The 15,774-nt window shown below is 55.7% G+C and carries 14 protein-coding genes; 10 read left to right on the top strand and 4 right to left on the bottom strand.

Annotated features, from left to right (window positions below):
- Nucleotides 1-86: 86 nt before the first annotated feature.
- The 5 genes from QPL96_RS15380 (at nucleotide 87) to QPL96_RS15360 (ending at nucleotide 5,219) form a co-directional block, all read left to right on the top strand.
- Entirely contained in the window at nucleotides 87-425 is a 339-nt protein-coding gene (locus QPL96_RS15380; RefSeq protein WP_303288189.1) for a hypothetical protein, read from the top strand.
- Between the two features lie 280 nt (nucleotides 426-705).
- Nucleotides 706-2,166, top strand: a complete 1,461-nt coding sequence (locus QPL96_RS15375) for a hypothetical protein (protein ID WP_303288188.1) — start codon at nucleotides 706-708, stop codon at nucleotides 2,164-2,166.
- On the top strand, nucleotides 2,159-3,148 hold the full coding sequence (locus QPL96_RS15370) for a TniB family NTP-binding protein (RefSeq protein WP_303288187.1): 990 nt from the start codon (nucleotides 2,159-2,161) through the stop codon (nucleotides 3,146-3,148). The genes QPL96_RS15375 and QPL96_RS15370 overlap by 8 nt, the downstream gene beginning before the upstream one ends.
- Nucleotides 3,145-4,653: a TniQ family protein gene (locus tag QPL96_RS15365; protein WP_303288186.1), complete on the top strand. Its 1,509-nt coding sequence runs from the start codon at nucleotides 3,145-3,147 to the stop codon at nucleotides 4,651-4,653. Before QPL96_RS15370 ends, QPL96_RS15365 begins: the two co-directional genes overlap by 4 nt.
- A gap of 422 nt (nucleotides 4,654-5,075) precedes the next feature.
- Nucleotides 5,076-5,219 carry a hypothetical protein gene (locus QPL96_RS15360; RefSeq protein ID WP_303288185.1) on the top strand — a complete coding sequence of 48 codons (144 nt, stop codon included), beginning with the start codon at nucleotides 5,076-5,078 and terminating at the stop codon, nucleotides 5,217-5,219.
- A gap of 233 nt (nucleotides 5,220-5,452) precedes the next feature.
- Here QPL96_RS15360 and QPL96_RS15355 read toward each other — a convergent pair whose 3' ends face one another.
- The 3 genes from QPL96_RS15355 to QPL96_RS15345 all read right to left on the bottom strand — a co-directional run bounded on the left by QPL96_RS15355 (nucleotide 5,453) and on the right by QPL96_RS15345 (nucleotide 6,969).
- Nucleotides 5,453-5,839, bottom strand: a complete 387-nt coding sequence (locus QPL96_RS15355) for a DUF302 domain-containing protein (protein WP_303288184.1) — start codon at nucleotides 5,837-5,839, stop codon at nucleotides 5,453-5,455.
- Nucleotides 5,840-5,890: 51 nt separating this feature from the next.
- Entirely contained in the window at nucleotides 5,891-6,118 is a 228-nt protein-coding gene (locus QPL96_RS15350; RefSeq protein ID WP_303288183.1) for a hypothetical protein, read from the bottom strand.
- A 290-nt stretch (nucleotides 6,119-6,408) separates the two neighbouring features.
- The gene (locus tag QPL96_RS15345; RefSeq protein ID WP_303288182.1) at nucleotides 6,409-6,969 is read right to left on the bottom strand and encodes a cupredoxin family protein; all 561 of its coding nucleotides are present in this window, start codon (nucleotides 6,967-6,969) and stop codon (nucleotides 6,409-6,411) included.
- Between the two features lie 198 nt (nucleotides 6,970-7,167).
- On the opposite strand from QPL96_RS15345, the gene QPL96_RS15340 reads away from it, so the two are divergent.
- The 3 genes from QPL96_RS15340 (at nucleotide 7,168) to QPL96_RS15330 (ending at nucleotide 10,767) form a co-directional block, all read left to right on the top strand.
- Nucleotides 7,168-7,833, top strand: coding sequence for a response regulator transcription factor (locus tag QPL96_RS15340; protein ID WP_303288181.1), 666 nt, complete (start codon nucleotides 7,168-7,170; stop codon nucleotides 7,831-7,833).
- A complete protein-coding gene (locus tag QPL96_RS15335; RefSeq protein WP_303288180.1) occupies nucleotides 7,823-9,154 on the top strand; it encodes a sensor histidine kinase in 1,332 nt (443 codons plus the stop codon). Before QPL96_RS15340 ends, QPL96_RS15335 begins: the two co-directional genes overlap by 11 nt.
- 320 nt (nucleotides 9,155-9,474) lie before the next feature.
- Nucleotides 9,475-10,767, top strand: a complete 1,293-nt coding sequence (locus QPL96_RS15330; protein ID WP_303288179.1) for a hypothetical protein — start codon at nucleotides 9,475-9,477, stop codon at nucleotides 10,765-10,767.
- Between the two features lie 122 nt (nucleotides 10,768-10,889).
- Here the strand turns inward: QPL96_RS15330 and QPL96_RS15325 are convergent, their stop codons facing one another.
- Nucleotides 10,890-13,268, bottom strand: a complete 2,379-nt coding sequence (locus QPL96_RS15325) for a copper-translocating P-type ATPase (RefSeq protein ID WP_303288178.1) — start codon at nucleotides 13,266-13,268, stop codon at nucleotides 10,890-10,892.
- 295 nt (nucleotides 13,269-13,563) lie between these two features.
- Between QPL96_RS15325 and QPL96_RS15320 the strand changes: the two genes are divergently transcribed.
- Both QPL96_RS15320 and QPL96_RS15315 read left to right on the top strand, forming a co-directional pair.
- Nucleotides 13,564-14,604, top strand: coding sequence for a type II glyceraldehyde-3-phosphate dehydrogenase (locus tag QPL96_RS15320; protein WP_303288177.1), 1,041 nt, complete (start codon nucleotides 13,564-13,566; stop codon nucleotides 14,602-14,604).
- Between the two features lie 2 nt (nucleotides 14,605-14,606).
- Nucleotides 14,607-15,722, top strand: coding sequence for a phosphatidylserine/phosphatidylglycerophosphate/cardiolipin synthase family protein (locus tag QPL96_RS15315; protein WP_303288176.1), 1,116 nt, complete (start codon nucleotides 14,607-14,609; stop codon nucleotides 15,720-15,722).
- Nucleotides 15,723-15,774 lie beyond the last annotated feature (52 nt).

Genomic DNA, 15,774 nt, shown 5'->3' with positions numbered 1-15,774 from the left:
GGTGACGCAGGCCTGCAAACTGCGATGCAGTCGGCATAAAGTCGGCGAAAATAGACAAATTGACTCACCTGGCTGGGTGGGTCACCTTGAAAACACGCCGTTTATGGACGGAAACTAGCTACATCGAAGGCGGCGACGAGAGCATTCAATATGCTGAGCTGGATGATGAGGTCATCACCGACGACATCAAGGACGATGCCATTAAGACCAAGGGCTACTTTATTTACCCCAGCCAACTATTCTCCAATATCGCTAAGGGCGCTAATACAAATGACAGCCTAAACACCGATCTGGCCAAAATTTTTGCCGATATCGAACAATCCGCTAGCGGTTACCCTTCTGAAGGCGACATCAAAGGACTGTTCGCCGATTTCGATACTACCAGCAATCGTCTGGGCAGCACCGTAAAAGACTCAGGAGCCTGACTGCAAGTGGCATGAGGTCTCACAAATTGACCTCGACGAATTCAAACGTCGTTCCGCCTATTACGAAGAGCTTCGTCGCGTAACGAAGAAAAACGGTGTCGGTGGCGTCAAAATCCGCAAGGCCGTAATTTCGCGCGTATCCCGCGAACTTGGGGACACCAATCCACCATCTCCGGCAACTCTGGCCCGCTGGGCCCAGCGTTCAAATCACCACTCAAAGGGTATTGCCTCAACCCTCTTGTCACCGAAGCGCAGGCGCTCGTCTTCGTTCTCCCAGGATGTGCAGGACTATGCGCTAGCGAAGATTGACGATTATTACCTTCAGCTTGGGAAGCCAACGGTGCAGTACGCCTATGATTGTTTTACCGAGGACTTCAAGGCAGATTTCGATGCCTCAGTGAACCGACCTTGTCGCGAGACTTTCCGCAAATGGATTAAGCAGCTTGATCAGGTTGATGTGATTCATTGTCGGGAGGGTCGCAGGGCTGCAAAGGCGGCTGACCGGAATGCGACGCGGAAAGTTCGCGTAGACCGGATTCTTGAGCGCGTTGAGGCGAATCTGGCGATTGGTTTGCTCGACAGCGAAGGTCGGTACATTGGCACTGTGACTCTCTTTGCCGTTCTCGACTGCTTCTCACGCTCCGTCCTCGGTCTTTTCATCAAAGTCGGACGTGGTGAGGATTCGGCATCAGTCATTGAAAGCTACAAACACGCCATCTGTCCAAAACTGCCGGAGGATCTTCCGGAAGAGGTTGAGAGCGACTGGCCCATGTATGGGGTGTTCGAAAAGATCACCATCGATGGCGGTCCTGGCTACGTCGCTGATCGGTCGATGGCATTCGTCATCAATGCGGGTTCTCAGTACGAGATTGTTGAAACCTACGCGGGATGGAGAAAGCCGTTCGTGGAGCGTTTTTTCCAGACACTGCGGAATTCCTTCGCAAAGAGCCTGCGTGGGTACTGTGGCAAGTACACGGATAACTCGAACCTTGATGCAACAATCAAGGAGAAAGCCGTGATGACTCTCCCTGAATTCCGCTCAGCCTTGTTCAGGTGGGTGGCGGATGAATACCACCACATGCCTCATCGGGGGCTCAACGGGGACACTCCATACAGTGTCTGGCAAAGTCAGGCGCAAACCTTCCCGCCGTTCGTGCCTGCCGATATGGAGGAGATGAAGCTCATTAAAGGTGAGGTGAAATTCTGCACGATCTCAGGTAGCCAAGGTATTCAGCACAATGGCCGCCGCTACAACGATACGCCAAAGCGGCTCACAAGTATTGGTAATCGCTTGCGGGCGCTTGATAAGGAGCCTGTCGTTCGAGTCGAGTACACGCACAGCAATATCCAATCCGTGAATGTGGTGGACCCTTTTACTGATGAGATTTTCGAGGTCTGCGTGAATGACTGGAGGATTCCAGTCGGTATGACTGAGGCTGAATTCCGGGTAAAGCACAAACCCCACTACAAAGACAAAGGAGCCACTGGCCCCCGTGCCACCAAGTCCAGTAGGACGGTCAAAGACGCCAATCAGGCTCACGATACTCGGATGAAGGAAGTCGGGCCGAGGAGCGCCAATCGGATCGAGCCTGACAAGTTATTCGATGAAGTCCAGCGTTTGAAGAAGGAGGGATTGCAAGGCCGAGAAGACTCGAAGACCCAACTGGGTTCGGTAAACATCCGGACCTATCAACCGACTGATACCAGCTATGACAACGATGAGGTATACGAAGATGACTGAGGAAACCATGACGATTGCCCCTGATGCCAGTTCTGCTAGTGAAGCTCTTGCCGATTGGCGTACCCGGCATGAGCGTTTCGAGAATGCCGTGTTGGAAATCGGTCGAACCCACGCGATGCATGGAACCGAGGGGGCAGGAATGCTGCTCATGGGAATGCCCGGGCTGGGGAAGACATCGATCCTGGCTTCCTATATCAAGCACCATCTCAGGGGCCGAAGAGATTTGGAGAATGAGGAGGGTTCCAAAGAGCCGATTATTCACTTGTCGGTTCCACCTAACCCAACCCTGAAGAGCATGCTTCAGGAGATCATCTTGGCTTCCGGATATGAAGGCTCTATCAAAGGTTCGATTAGTGATCTAAAAATGGAGCTTAACGAATTGATCGTGCAACGCGGCGTGGAAATGCTGGTGGTGGACGAGTTCCAGCACTTCCTCAGAGAGCAAGCCGCATCGAACACCCGAGGGGTTGTTAATCAAATCAAGCTCTTGATGGATAAACACAAGCTTGCAGTGATCATGGCAGGCACACCTGAAGGGTACAGGTCCATTGCCAAATTCGAGGAACTGTACCAGAGATTTGCACACAGGCAGGTTCGTCTCAAGCCGTTTCGTATCGACTCTCCTGAGGAACTTCGGATCTATGGGAACTATGTCAATGCCTGTACAACGTTCCTGCGCAAGCAAGGGGTGGAGATCATTCAGCTTGCCAATGACGAAATGCTTTTCCGCCTCCAGCTTGCAACGAGGGGGATCCCAAGGCTGATCACGTTCCTTCTTAGGATGGCGATTGAGGAGACTGAAAATGGGCAAAGAATTACCAAAAGCGACTTATCACGAGCTTTTGCAAAAAGTTCGTTGAACCCTGAACTGGAGAGCTTTGATCCTTTCAAAGCACCTATCGAAAAGGTCGCTGAGCGGGTGACGAGGGCCCAGAGGAAGGCTATCAAGGACGATTCCGAGCATTGGAAGATTAGCTTATGAAAAGACTTGCCGTTCGTCCCTTGCCTGTTAAAGGTGAATCCCTGACCGGATATCTGTTGCGCCTCGGCAAGTTGAACAGCATTTTTCAGCCTTCCGAGATCATGGATGTTCTAGGTGTCGGGAAGTCGAGCCATGTAGTCAAAGGCTGGTGTCAACCTGCCTTTGACGACCTATTTGATGCCCTTGAAACTCGGCTCGAACGTCCTGTGCGGCACGACCTGATGCAATTTGAGAGACTGGATGACCTGCCGTGGCAAAGAGATTGGAGTCGTCTGATTCAGGACGTCCGCATGGGATATCCAAGAATCTGCACCCAGTGTGTCGCGGAGACCGGAGTTCTGGACTGGAGGTGGAGTTTGGCATTCACCTCTACCTGCCCTAAGCACTCGTCACTGCTGACGGCTGAATGCCCCAATTGCAAAAAAGCGCTGAAGTGGTCGGGGAGCCTACTGGTGGGTTGCGACAGATGTGAAATCAACTGGGCTGAATCAGGAGCGCCGGTTACCTCCGACATTTCTGACCTCGAGTCCCATCTATGGGCGCAGCTGGGGCAGAATCCATCAAACGTTGATCGTACAGTGATTCACGATTTATGCAGGGCAATCTTGTACATGATGCGGCCGTTCGATTCACTTCACGACACTCTGGAAGCCGCTCCCCGCTTGATTGAGCATTCCGAATATGTTGCCCGCGCCTACCGAACTCTTAAGGAGCCCGGTTTTTTCGCGCAGTGGCGTATGCAGTGCCATGAAAAGCGGAAAGACCTACTTCCTCTGGGAGAAGAGTTTATTGAAGCGCCCTGCAAATTGTTCAGTGACGGTCTTCTCAATGACTGGAATGGCCCGAAGCATGGTCTGAATATTCCACTCGGTGGCGTGTCTGTCGAGGAGGTTATTCCCGAGAACACTCGATATATCGCGCAACCCAGGCGTGAAGCTGGGTTCGAACTGGAAGACGGGATTGGATATCGTTATCAGCTCGATATTGCGTCGATTGCAAGCACCATGGCTTGGAATGAAGAGGACGTCGAGGATCTTGTATCCAATGGAATTTTCCCAACTTTCAAAAACGTTAAGCAGTCGAAAAAGCGGCGTTTCGATGCCAAACAAATCATCGGCAGGTTACGTCAATTCCCGGTACAGACTACTGATGGTTTTATTGAGATCGAAGCGGATTCACCGATTTTTCGGAGAAACTTCGCTAATCCCGGAATGCTGGTAAACGATATTCTGAAAAAAGTGATTCCAGGCGGGTTTGGCGAGGGCAATTTCCTTTCCAAGATTTTTGTTGATGAATCCAGGTTTGAAAAATGGCTCTTGCAGCAGCGCAAGTCTGCAACTCGGAGATCAGTTTCATTGAACAAAGTAACTTTCGCTCTGGATTGTACCGAGCAGGATGTTCGAAGATTGGTCGAAGAAAAGAAAGTGAAATGGGCCACGCACCAGGAATGGGAGAAGTGGATCGATGGTCCATCCCTGTTTGAATACATGATACGTCTCGACTGACGGCTCATGCTCCCTACCAGATTATCTCACCGTTTTGGACAAATCCGTTTCACTGTAAAGCGAATCTTACCGAAAAACTCCTGCCCCTTTCGATCTAGTAAGCGCCGATGATCTCCCCGTCAATAGACTCGACTTGGTGATTTTTCATCCAGGTTTTCCTTTGCTTTACTCCGGTGTTTCAGCTATACCTGTCAGTACATCCGCCGAGAAACTGTTTTCTCTGATTTTCCGCTGTAAAAAAATCAACTTACAGATGGAAAGGTATGACAAATATCAGCTTACGCTGGTCACTCGAACTTTCTTAGTTTGCACCCACCTCTGAAACCCCCTAATTCTCTACATCCGGGATCTCATCTTTCCTTTGGACTGACAAGCAAGCAGGCTATCTGCGAAGCGCCGCCAAATCGCTGTACCGGAAACAAGTGCCGAACAACACCACTGAGGCGCTGGCCGCGCTGGTTAAGGGGCATTCGGCCAGTCGCGCCGCGGCCATTAGCCAGGCACAACTGGAGCAACTCAACAGCCTGCTCGAACTGGTGGAAAAACGCCAGCGGGTGGGTTGGTGACAGCCAGGTTTTTAACGCTGGCTGTATTGCTGGTGTTTGTTTGCCTGGTTTTCAAAAGACAGGTCAAAGGACATGGAATAAACCTTTGTGCCTGCTGTTGTCATAACCAGGAGTCCGCGCGTAATAAACCGTGGGGCGCCACCAGCGAAGAACACCACCGGTTACGCCCCTGGAGTTTCATAAAACCACATCTTAGGTCGGGACACGATGGGAGTCAGGTCTCTCCCGGCCACTCAAATCGATTCAACAACCTTTGAAAGCATGTCCCTGACTTTCCCGGCAACCTGCTTGAGCCCGTCATTATCAATTGCGGTCATGGAAGCCACGGGGTCTATCGCGCTGACCTCAATACCCTCCGCAACTTCGCGAAGAATGACGTTACAAGGCAGCATCGCGCCGACACGAGGCTCCAGGCCAATGGCCTCCCAGGCCATACCGGGATTACAGGCCCCGAGAATGCGGTACGCGGACATATCCTTGTCGAGCTTTTTCTTCATTGTGGCCTTGACGTCAATTTCCGTCAGCACCCCGAAGCCGTGATCGGCGAGCGCCTGACGCGTTCTCTTGTCCACATCCTCGAAACCCGCATTCCCGATAAGTCGGTTGATCGTGTACGACATAGCTATCTCCCATGATTCAGAAGTGCAGTGGGGCAACAGGCATACTGATGTTCAACTATTTTGACCGCCCCCTCTGTCTGCTGGCCAATCCGCAAACGCGATGAAATAGAGCAGAATAAGGTTGACGATGGGGATCAGTATCAGGATGCCCATCCAGCCCGGATAACCCGTGCGCTGGCATATACGCCAGGCCGGGACGACGACTACGATAGCAATCACCAGCATCCACAGCCAGTGCCCGGCCCACATGGTGTTACCAAACATGTCATTTGCCATCACGGCAGGCCCTCCATGTCGAATGCTGGTTATTGGCAGTATAAGTGAATTTAACGTACATCAAAGTGTAAACGAAAAGCTGTCTTCCGTGCCACCACTCCCACAGAGGGTGAGAACACGTGGTCAATCAGGCCATAACTCAACCCGAGGCCGGTTTCAGTGGATACCAGGCCGCGAAACCGGTAGATACCCGCCTGCCGGATGGAAAACCGGCAGGTAAAGGTTTCTCCCGGCTTGATGCCAGGGAAACTGATACCAGGCACGCCGCTGTGATCGAAGGGGAAGAGAGAGGGTCAGTTGAAATTCACTTCGCCATACATACCGGACTGATAGTGCCCGGGAACGTTGCAAGCAAACTCAATTTCGCCTTTTCCGGAAAACTTCCAGACCACTTCCCTGCTCTGCCCCGGCTCCAGCAGTACGCTGTTCGGATCGTTGTGTTTCATGGCCTGGCCATTCCCCATATCCATTTCCATCTTGTCACGATTGAGCTTGCCGCCCTGGATCACGCCGCGCTCAACCATCATCATCATTTCCTTCTGGTGGGCTTCATGCATGGCGGGCGTGCCAATATTGAATTCGTGAACCAGACTGCCCTTGTTCTGCACCACAAAGCGCACGGTTTCGCCAGGCTTCACATCAATCGAGTCCGGCTCGTAGTAGTTGTCATACATTTCCACGGTGATTGTCCGGGTGGCTTCCGACGCCTTTCCGGGCTCACCAGTTGCCACGCCGTGCCCGCCGCGTCCGCTGCCATGCCCTTCGCCGTGCCCGTCGCCGTGAGCACCCGCTGCAAATGCCGTTGCGGACATCGAGATCGCGGCTGCCGCCACCAAGAACTTTGATGCATTCATCCCATCTTCTCCTGCAATAATTTATAGTAAGCGCTGGTCACACTTGCCCAGAAAATTGAGCAATGTCCAGAATCGGCTGATACCATCGCTCACTAACCTGAATTCTTGCTGAAAATACCAAAATAATTATTATTCAGGATGGATTCAGGCGGTTCAGCGAGACTGCGCCGATCATATTGCCACGGAAAAGGAACCACTATGCGATTACTATTAGTTGAGGATGATCGTTTACTTTCACACAGTCTGATAAGGCAACTGGAGAAATCAGGGTTCAGCGTTGATACCGCCCACACGGCAAAAGAAGCCACCGCTCTTGGTGAGCAGGAGGACTATCGTGTAAGTATATTGGATCTGGGCCTACCCGATGGGAACGGCCTGGATGTTCTGAAAAAGTGGCGGGCGAACCGCGTCAGCTTTCCTGTATTGATCCTGACCGCCAGAGACGACTGGCACGATAAGGTAAATGGTCTGAAGGCCGGGGCAGACGACTACCTGGCCAAGCCCTTCCAGACCGAAGAACTGATCGCCCGCCTTAACGCCATAGTGCGCCGAAGCGAAGGAAGAGTCCATTCTCTGGTAAAGGCCGGCCGCTTTGAGCTGGACGAGAATCGCCAGAGCCTGAAACTGGAGGGAGGCGCGGAACACCCTCTGACAGGCACCGAGTTCCGGCTGTTGCGCTGCCTGATGAGCCGGCCCGGCCAGGTTTTCTCGAAGGAGCAGTTGATGGAACAACTTTATAGCCTTAATGACAACCCCAGTGAAAACGTCATCGAGGCCTATATCCGGAGGTTAAGGAAACTGGTGGGCCCCAAGACCATCTCAACACGTCGCGGCCAGGGGTACCTGTTCAACGATGTTGTTTAGAAAACCAGCCTCAGTCAAGGGAACCCTGCTCGTCCTGTTATTGCCGGCCGGCATTTGCCTGATGGTTCTCGCCTGGCTGGTGCACGGCCTGTTGCTGGAACGGATGTCCAGGGAATTCGTTGAAAGCAGGCTCAAGGACGAGGTTGCATTCCTGGTGCACCAGATTCGCAACTCGAATGGCCGCGTGGATACGCTCCAGACCGGTGATTATTTCCAGGACGTGTTCCATCACGCCTTTGCCATACGGTCGCCCTCCGGAACAATCATCTCGCCCGAGGCCTGGACGCCTCTTTTAATGCCCTTGATTGAGTCCGGAAAAGACGGAACCCTTCGGGTGCACGACACGGAAACAGCTGGCGCACCCTCGGACATCCTGGCCTACCGAGAGACGTTTCAGGCAGACGAAACGCCTGTCACGGTGATCGTCTCCGAGGATCTCGGCGCATTGAAACGCAGCCAGGCAGAACTCCATGCCTGGACGGCCATCGTCTCCGTTTTGCTGATGCTGCTCCTGGTCGCCGTGATCTGGTTCGGCATTACCTTATCCATGCGCCCTGTTGTAACGCTCAAGGCTGCATTAAAAAGGCTCCAGGATGGCGAAATATCGCGTATTAACGTCCAGTCCCCCGAGGAGTTCCAGCCCCTTGTAAAGCAGCTCAACCAGCTGCTCGACTCTTTGGATCAGAGATTGGAGCGCTCACGAGAGGCCCTGGCAAACCTGTCCCACAGCGTCAAAACACCCATCGCAGCCGTCCGGCAGATTCTGGAGGACAAAAGCCGCCCCCTGAACAACGACCTGAGGCAGCAGATGGCAGTCCGGCTGAATAGCATCGACAAACAGCTTGAAGCGGAAATGCGGCGCAGTCGTTTCGCCGGCCCGCAGGTTGGAAAAAGTGCGTACCCATTGAAGCAGGCCCGGGATCTTCTCTGGATGCTTGGCCGTTTGTACCCGGAAAAATCCTTTGAGCTGTCCAGCGATCTTCCCGAGGAAAGCCGCTGGCCGGTTGAGGAACATGATTTGAACGAGATCCTGGGAAATCTGCTGGATAACGCGGGAAAATGGTCGAACGGTTACGTTGAGCTTTCCCTGTCACAAAACAACGGCCTGGCTCGCATGGTCGTGACCGATGATGGCCCGGGGGTCAACGAAAACGAAATGACCAGCCTGGGCCAGCGCGGGCTGCGTCTGGATGAGCAAACACCGGGGCACGGCCTTGGACTCGCCATAGCGAGGGAAATCGTTGAGCGTTATGGCGGACATGTTACCTTCTCAGCAGCTTCTGGAGGCGGCTTGCAAGTGACGGTCGAGATTCCTCATTGACCCTTTATCTGGCGCTTTTGCAGGGTCAACGGCGTACACAGCAACCGCGCCAATACCATTATTCAAAGAGAGAAATACGAAGATCTTGCGCGATTGCTCCGAAGGTAAAATCCCCAGGAGTCTGCACGGCAGAAATCGCGCAGACTCCTAGTACAGGCAACTTCCCCCCTGGCTGCCAATCTCCACATTCCACAGGCCTGAAAACCGTCACCTGACCTGTGTTTGACGGGGACCAATGCCGGCACTATAGTCCAGACCGCCAGAGATAACCGACACCCGTTTCCACAAGCCGAACAACCCACCTCAGCCACGGGCGCCAGATGCAAGACTCGACCCACAGTTACCAACCAACGGCCAATACCCGCGCAGACCAACTCAACCGGCAGTGCTACTGCGTCACTCTCGACCGCAAAGCCCTCGACGACAGCCTGCTGATGCAATTGTCGGGCGCCGGAACCGAACCATCAACGGTCTCCGAACTCCACCGTCTCTTTTCAAACACACCGGTTTTCGTCCCCCGGGAAGAGATAGCTACGATGGAGCGGATCGTTCAGGCGATCGAATCAGCCACCGAACTTCCGTCTTACCGTGAGCGCGTACTGTCCTGGGCGCCGGAAATCGCACGCTTCGATCCCGGCCCCATGGGGGCATTCATGGGCTATGACTTTCATCTGGGCCCCGGTGGCCCCCGACTGATCGAGATCAACACCAATGCCGGCGGCGCGTTTCTCAACGTTGTGCTGGCGCGGGCCCAGCACCGTTGCTGTGACCCATCCCAGCAGACCGCCGCAACCCATCGAGCGCTCGATGGGTTCGAGGACGCGGTGCTCACAATGTTCAAACGGGAGTGGCAAAGACAGCGTGGCAATTCCGTGCCCAGTCGCCTGGCCATTGTGGATGATGCCCCGGAGACCCAGTTTATGTTCCCCGAGTTCCGGTTGGCCCAACGGCTTCTCCAGGCGAAAGGAATTGAGACGCTGATACTCGATCCCTCGGAACTTGAGCATGCCAGCGGCACGCTGACAGCCCGCGGCAAGCCCATTGACATGGTGTACAACCGGCTGGTGGATTTCGCACTGGACACCCCGCCCCATGCGACGCTCAGGCATGCGTATCAGGACGGCGCGGCGGTGGTAACGCCCAACCCCCATGTGCACGCCATGCTGGCCGACAAGCGAAACCTGACCCTGCTATCCGCTCCCCAGTCGCTACGGGACTGGGGGCTGAATGAGGCGGATGCAGGCTATCTGGAGAGGGCCGTGCCGGGAACCAGGCAGGTTTCAAGGAATGACGCGGCTGAGTTGTGGAGTGCCAGGCGCCAACTGTTCTTCAAGCCGGTTGCGGGCCATGGCAGCAAGGGCGTCTACCGGGGCGACAAAATGACCCGGCGCGTTTTCGAACACATTCTGAGTGGCGGTTATATCGCACAGGACCTGGTTCCCGCCGGAGAACGAACCCTGAGAATCGACGATGCCGTGGTCACCCGAAAAGTCGATATTCGCCTGTACACTTACGCTGGCAAAAGTCTGCTTGCCGCTGCGCGTATATATCAGGGCCAGACAACCAACTTTCGCACGCCCGGAGGTGGGTTCGCGCCGGTCTTTCAGGTGTGAATGGTTACCTCTCAGTCAGTCTTCACCCAGTAAGAACGAGCATGGCCAGGGGGCTTCCCCCCTGGCCATGCTCGTTCTTACTGGGCATCGGCCCGGTTTCTATTTGCTTACCCGCTCCGCCCCTAGATTTTCTCGCGACGCAAACGCAGGGAGTTCATCACCACGGACAAAGAGGACGCACTCATCGCGAAGGCGGCAAAGATAGGTCCTATCAGTATGCCAAGGAATGGATAGAGCACGCCCGCCGCTATCGGCACGCCCGCGCCGTTATAGATCAGCGCGAAAAACAGGTTCTGTTTGATGTTACGCATTGTCGCCCGGGACAGCCGCCTGGCGCGGACAATGCCGCCGAGGTTGCCCTTGACCAGGGTAAAGCCCGCGCTCTCGATGGCGACATCCGCGCCGGTTCCCATCGCAATCCCAACATCGGCCTGGGCCAAGGCGGGTGCGTCATTGACCCCGTCCCCTGCCATTGCCACCTTGCGCCCCTGGCTTTGAAGCTCACGAATGATGCGGGCCTTATCTTCTGGCAGCACATCGGCGCGGATCTCATCAATTCCGAGTTTGCCCGCCACGGCCTTCGCGGTGCGCTCATTGTCACCCGTTGCCATAATAACGCGGAATCCCGCGGCATGCAGCGCCTTCAGCGCGGCGGGCGTTGTTTCCTTGACGGGGTCGGCAACGCTGACAAGGCCCGCAACGGCGCCGTCAAGCACCACAAACATAACGGTTTCACCCTCGTCGCGTCTGGCGTTGGCAACCTCCATCAGATGGCCGCCGTCCAGCCCCAGTTCCTCCAGAAGCCTGGCATTGCCCAGCGCCACCGGCTTGCCATCAACAACGCCCTTAACCCCTTTGCCCGTGACCGCCTCAAAATCATCCGCCTTGCCAAGTGCCACGTTGCGCGCCTCGGCGCCGGAAACAATGGCTTCGGCAAGCGGGTGCTCCGACCCCTTCTCCAGCGTGGCCGCCAGCCTCAGGACCTCGGTCTCGTCATGAGGCGATTCCGGCAGCACGGCCACCAGCTTTGGCTTGCCTTCCGTCAGGGTGCCGGTTTTATCGACAATCAGGGTATCCACCTTGGCAAAACGCTCCAGGGCTTCGGCGTTCTTGATCAGCACTCCCACCTGGGCGCCTCGCCCCGTCGCTGTCATGATCGACATGGGCGTGGCCAGCCCCAGTGCGCAGGGACACGCGATGATGAGCACCGCAACGGCGGACACAAGCGCATAGGACAGAGCGGGATCCGGCCCCCAGATAGCCCAGGCTGCAAAGGACAGGGCCGCCACAACAATAACCGCCGGTACGAACTTGCCGGCCACCATATCGGCAAACTTCTGGATAGGCGCACGACTGCGCTGGGCATTGGCGACCATTTCGACGATCTGGCTGAGCATGGTATCCGCCCCGACCCGGGTCGCCTCCATCACCAGGCTTCCGGTACCGTTGATGGTGGCTCCGGTTACCTTATCACCTTCGGTCTTCTCCACCGGAACCGGCTCCCCGGAAATCATTGATTCATCGATGGAAGATCGGCCCTCAATAACCACACCATCCACCGGCACCTTGTCACCGGGGCGTACCCGCAGATGATCACCGACCTTCACATCCTCCAGAGCGACCTCTTCCTCGGTGCCGTCGGGCCGGATCACACGCGCCGTTTTCGCGGCCATATCCAGCAACGCACGAATGGCTTTGCCGGTGCCCTCACGAGCCCTCAGCTCCATTACCTGGCCCAGCAGGACCAGCGTGACAATAACGGCTGCCGCCTCAAAATAAACGCCAACGTTGCCTTCGGAGTCCCGGAAGCCTGCCGGAAAGATCCCCGGCAGGAGCACCGCCACGATGCTGAAGATGTAGGCCGCCCCGACCCCCATGCCAATAAGACTGAACATGTTCAGGTTCATTGTGCGAAACGAATTGTACCCCCGGACAAAGAAGGGCCAGCCGGACCAGAGGATCACTGGCGTGGCGATCACGAGTTCAATCCAGAGCGAGGCACGCTCACCGAAGAATTCGCGAACGGCCATGATACCGACATAGGGGGTCATGGTCAGAACCAGCAAGGGGGCCGTAAAGACCAGGGCAACCCAGAAACGGCGGGAGAAGTCCACCAGCTCGGGGTTAGGGCCCTCATCGTCAACGGCGGCAGACTCCGTCTCCAGCCCCATGCCACAGATAGGACAGGCGCCGGGCTTGGTCTGGCGCACCTGCGGGTGCATGGGACAGGTGTAGACCACACCCGAATACCCAGGCGGCACGCGATCATACTTCCGCTCATCGCCTGACGGTTTTTCCTGCTCTGCGGAACAATGGTGGGAGTGATGAGAATGGGAACCTGTTCCGGCCTGCTCCAGAGGCACAAGGTGCATTCCGCATTTGGGGCAATCCCCCGGCTCGTCGGATATGACCTCCGGATGCATCGGGCAGGTGAATTTCCCCCCTGCTCCTCCGGCGACCGTATTCTCTTCATGAGCGTTGCTGTGTTTCGCAGACATCATCCGTTCATCCTTTCGACAGTTTTGTTCCGGGCCAATCCTGTAATGTTCGATCTGGCTCCAGGCAATGGAATTGCCGCGTGTTGGCTTATCATCCCACTACACCAGACTGAACTGAACCTGAAAAGCACTTTACCACTGTTTATTGGTTTGATCGGCATCAACTTTTCGGATTGCCATTGCCCAGAGGTGTATATTTATCAGGACGTTCAGTTGAAATTCAGCTTTTGTCTGTAATCTTTATCCTGGAAGCGCTGTAAGCTCGTTCACTCTTTTGAGAAAACCGGGGGGGCAAAACATGGCCGTTCAGAGAATTATTCGGGTTGCCATCAATGGCTACGGCGTTATTGGCAAACGGGTAGCCGAGGCCGTTGCCGTACAGCAAGACATGGCCCTGGCGGGCGTGGCCGACATTGCCACGGACTGGCGGCCACGGGCCGCTCTGCACAAGGGGTACGCGCTTTACGGTGCCACTTCGGAGCATGCCGCCAGCATGAGGGCAGCAGGGCTTGATGTTTCCGGCACGCTTGATGACCTGCTTGAAGCCGCGGATATCGTGGTGGACTGCACGCCGAAACACCAGGCCAGCAAGAATATCGAAACCTACCGGCGGCTCGGCATCAAGTACATTGTCCATGGCGGCGAGAAACATGAAAGCACGGGCCATTCATTCGTGGCCGAGGCCAGCTACGCCAGCGCTGTCGGCCGTGACTGCACGCGCGTGGTCTCATGTAACACGACGTCGATCATTCGCACCCTGTCAGCGCTCAAACGCCACGGGTTGCTGGACCGGGCACGGGGAACCCTTCTGCGCCGGGCCACCGACCCCTGGGAGAGCCATCAGGGCGGGATCATGAATACCCTCTTGCCAGAGGCCGAGATTCCCAGTCACCAGGGCCCGGATGCGCAAAGTGTCGACCCCGACCTGGATGTGGTAACCATGGCGGTCAAGGTTCCGGAGACACTGGCCCACCTGCACTACTGGTCGGTACAACTGACACGTGACGCGAGCAAGGACGAAGTGCTCGATGCGTTTCGCACTTCCTCCCGCATCGCCCTTATCCGGATCAGCGACGGGCTCAGCGCGATCAACAGTGTCAAGGAGTTGATGGCCGACCTTGGCCGGCCTCACGACAGCCTGTATGAAGTCGCGCTTTGGGAAGACATGCTCAAGGTGCAGGGCAGTGAGCTGTTCTATGCCTATATGGTCGACAACCAGGCAATTGTTGTTCCGGAAACCATCGACGCCATACGCGCACTTACCGGAGCCGAACGCGATGCAAAAACCTCGATCAGAAACACCAATGACAGCCTGGGTATCGGCTCGTTTGGCTTATAGCGATGCGCGGCAACCCCGGCGACGCGGCAGGTAAACCCGAGAGCGGGGCCATGAAGGATGTGTTCAGGCTGTTCGGTGAGGGAGACGAACTCTATGCGGAGATGGTCCACTCGATCCGTACTGCCACCCGGCGTATCTTTCTTGCCTCCTATATCCTGGCGGCGGACGAGGTGGGGGCCGATCTGCTTGATGAACTGATGAAGCAGTCCCGCCAAGGCCTCGACGTGCGCATTCACGTCGATGCGCTGGGCTCAAGCGGCGTCCTTACGCGGCAGCACCGCCGCCAGCTCAGGGCCGCCGGCGTCCGTCTGCAGCGCTTTCACCGCTGGAGCTGGCGGCAACCGCTGCGCTATAACCGTCGCGATCACCGTAAACTGCTGGTGGTTGACGGTGAAACGGCGTATGTCGGCGGGTTCAACATTCATCGCGAGGGCTCAAGGCGCTTTTACGGCCCCCAGCGGTGGCGCGACATGCATGTCTGCATCAACGGGCCCCTGGCCACAGAGGCTGACGCCCTGTTCGACGCCTTCTGGTGCGGCGACACGCAATGGAACCCAGGCAGTCACCCAGTCGGCGACAGCCGGATCATTCCCAATACAACACGCACCTGTCGTGTCCAGTTGCGGTGTGCCATCAAAGAGCAACTGGCCGGAGCGTCGGACAAAATCTGGCTGGCGACGCCCTATTTCGTACCGGATCGTGGATTGCGCAAACAACTTGTTCTCGCGGCTCGCCGGGGGGTCGATGTGCGGATTCTGACCACCGAAAAGACCGACTCGACCCCCGCACAATGGGCTGCCCGCGCCTTTTACCGAGAACTACTGGAACACGGCGTTCGGGTATTCGAGTACACGCCCCGGCTATTGCATTCCAAAGTGCTGCTGGTTGACGATGCCTGGGGGAGCATAGGGACAGCAAACTTCGACTACAGAAGTTTGTTTATTAACTATGAACTGACACTGATCTCCGAAAACGAAGCCCTGAATGGCCAGTTAAGAAACGAGTTCATAACGGACTTGCGCGATGCCCGTGAAATTACTGGCATCGCCTGGAAACACCGCGGATTCATAAAAGGCGTGTATGACACGCTTGGACTGTTGCTACGCAAGTGGCTTTAAGCGAGTCCACTCAGACCGGGGCGGTGATCCTTTCAACGACATAAAGTCGCAG

Origin of the sequence: Marinobacter sp. SS8-8 (genome assembly GCF_030540945.1) — a bacterium.
Taxonomy (GTDB): Bacteria; Pseudomonadota; Gammaproteobacteria; order Pseudomonadales; family Oleiphilaceae; genus Marinobacter.
This window is presented reverse-complemented; position numbering and strand designations above follow the sequence as displayed.

Coding starts and splice junctions, on each gene's coding strand:
- QPL96_RS15370 (WP_303288187.1), top strand. CDS start 2,159: ATGACTGAGGAAACCATGACGATTGCCCCTGATGCCAGTTCTGCTAGT.
- QPL96_RS15365 (WP_303288186.1), top strand. CDS start 3,145: ATGAAAAGACTTGCCGTTCGTCCCTTGCCTGTTAAAGGTGAATCCCTG.
- QPL96_RS15355 (WP_303288184.1), bottom strand. CDS start 5,839: ATGTCGTACACGATCAACCGACTTATCGGGAATGCGGGTTTCGAGGAT.
- QPL96_RS15345 (WP_303288182.1), bottom strand. CDS start 6,969: ATGAATGCATCAAAGTTCTTGGTGGCGGCAGCCGCGATCTCGATGTCC.
- QPL96_RS15340 (WP_303288181.1), top strand. CDS start 7,168: ATGCGATTACTATTAGTTGAGGATGATCGTTTACTTTCACACAGTCTG.
- QPL96_RS15335 (WP_303288180.1), top strand. CDS start 7,823: ATGTTGTTTAGAAAACCAGCCTCAGTCAAGGGAACCCTGCTCGTCCTG.
- QPL96_RS15330 (WP_303288179.1), top strand. CDS start 9,475: ATGCAAGACTCGACCCACAGTTACCAACCAACGGCCAATACCCGCGCA.
- QPL96_RS15325 (WP_303288178.1), bottom strand. CDS start 13,268: ATGATGTCTGCGAAACACAGCAACGCTCATGAAGAGAATACGGTCGCC.
- QPL96_RS15320 (WP_303288177.1), top strand. CDS start 13,564: ATGGCCGTTCAGAGAATTATTCGGGTTGCCATCAATGGCTACGGCGTT.
- QPL96_RS15315 (WP_303288176.1), top strand. CDS start 14,607: ATGCGCGGCAACCCCGGCGACGCGGCAGGTAAACCCGAGAGCGGGGCC.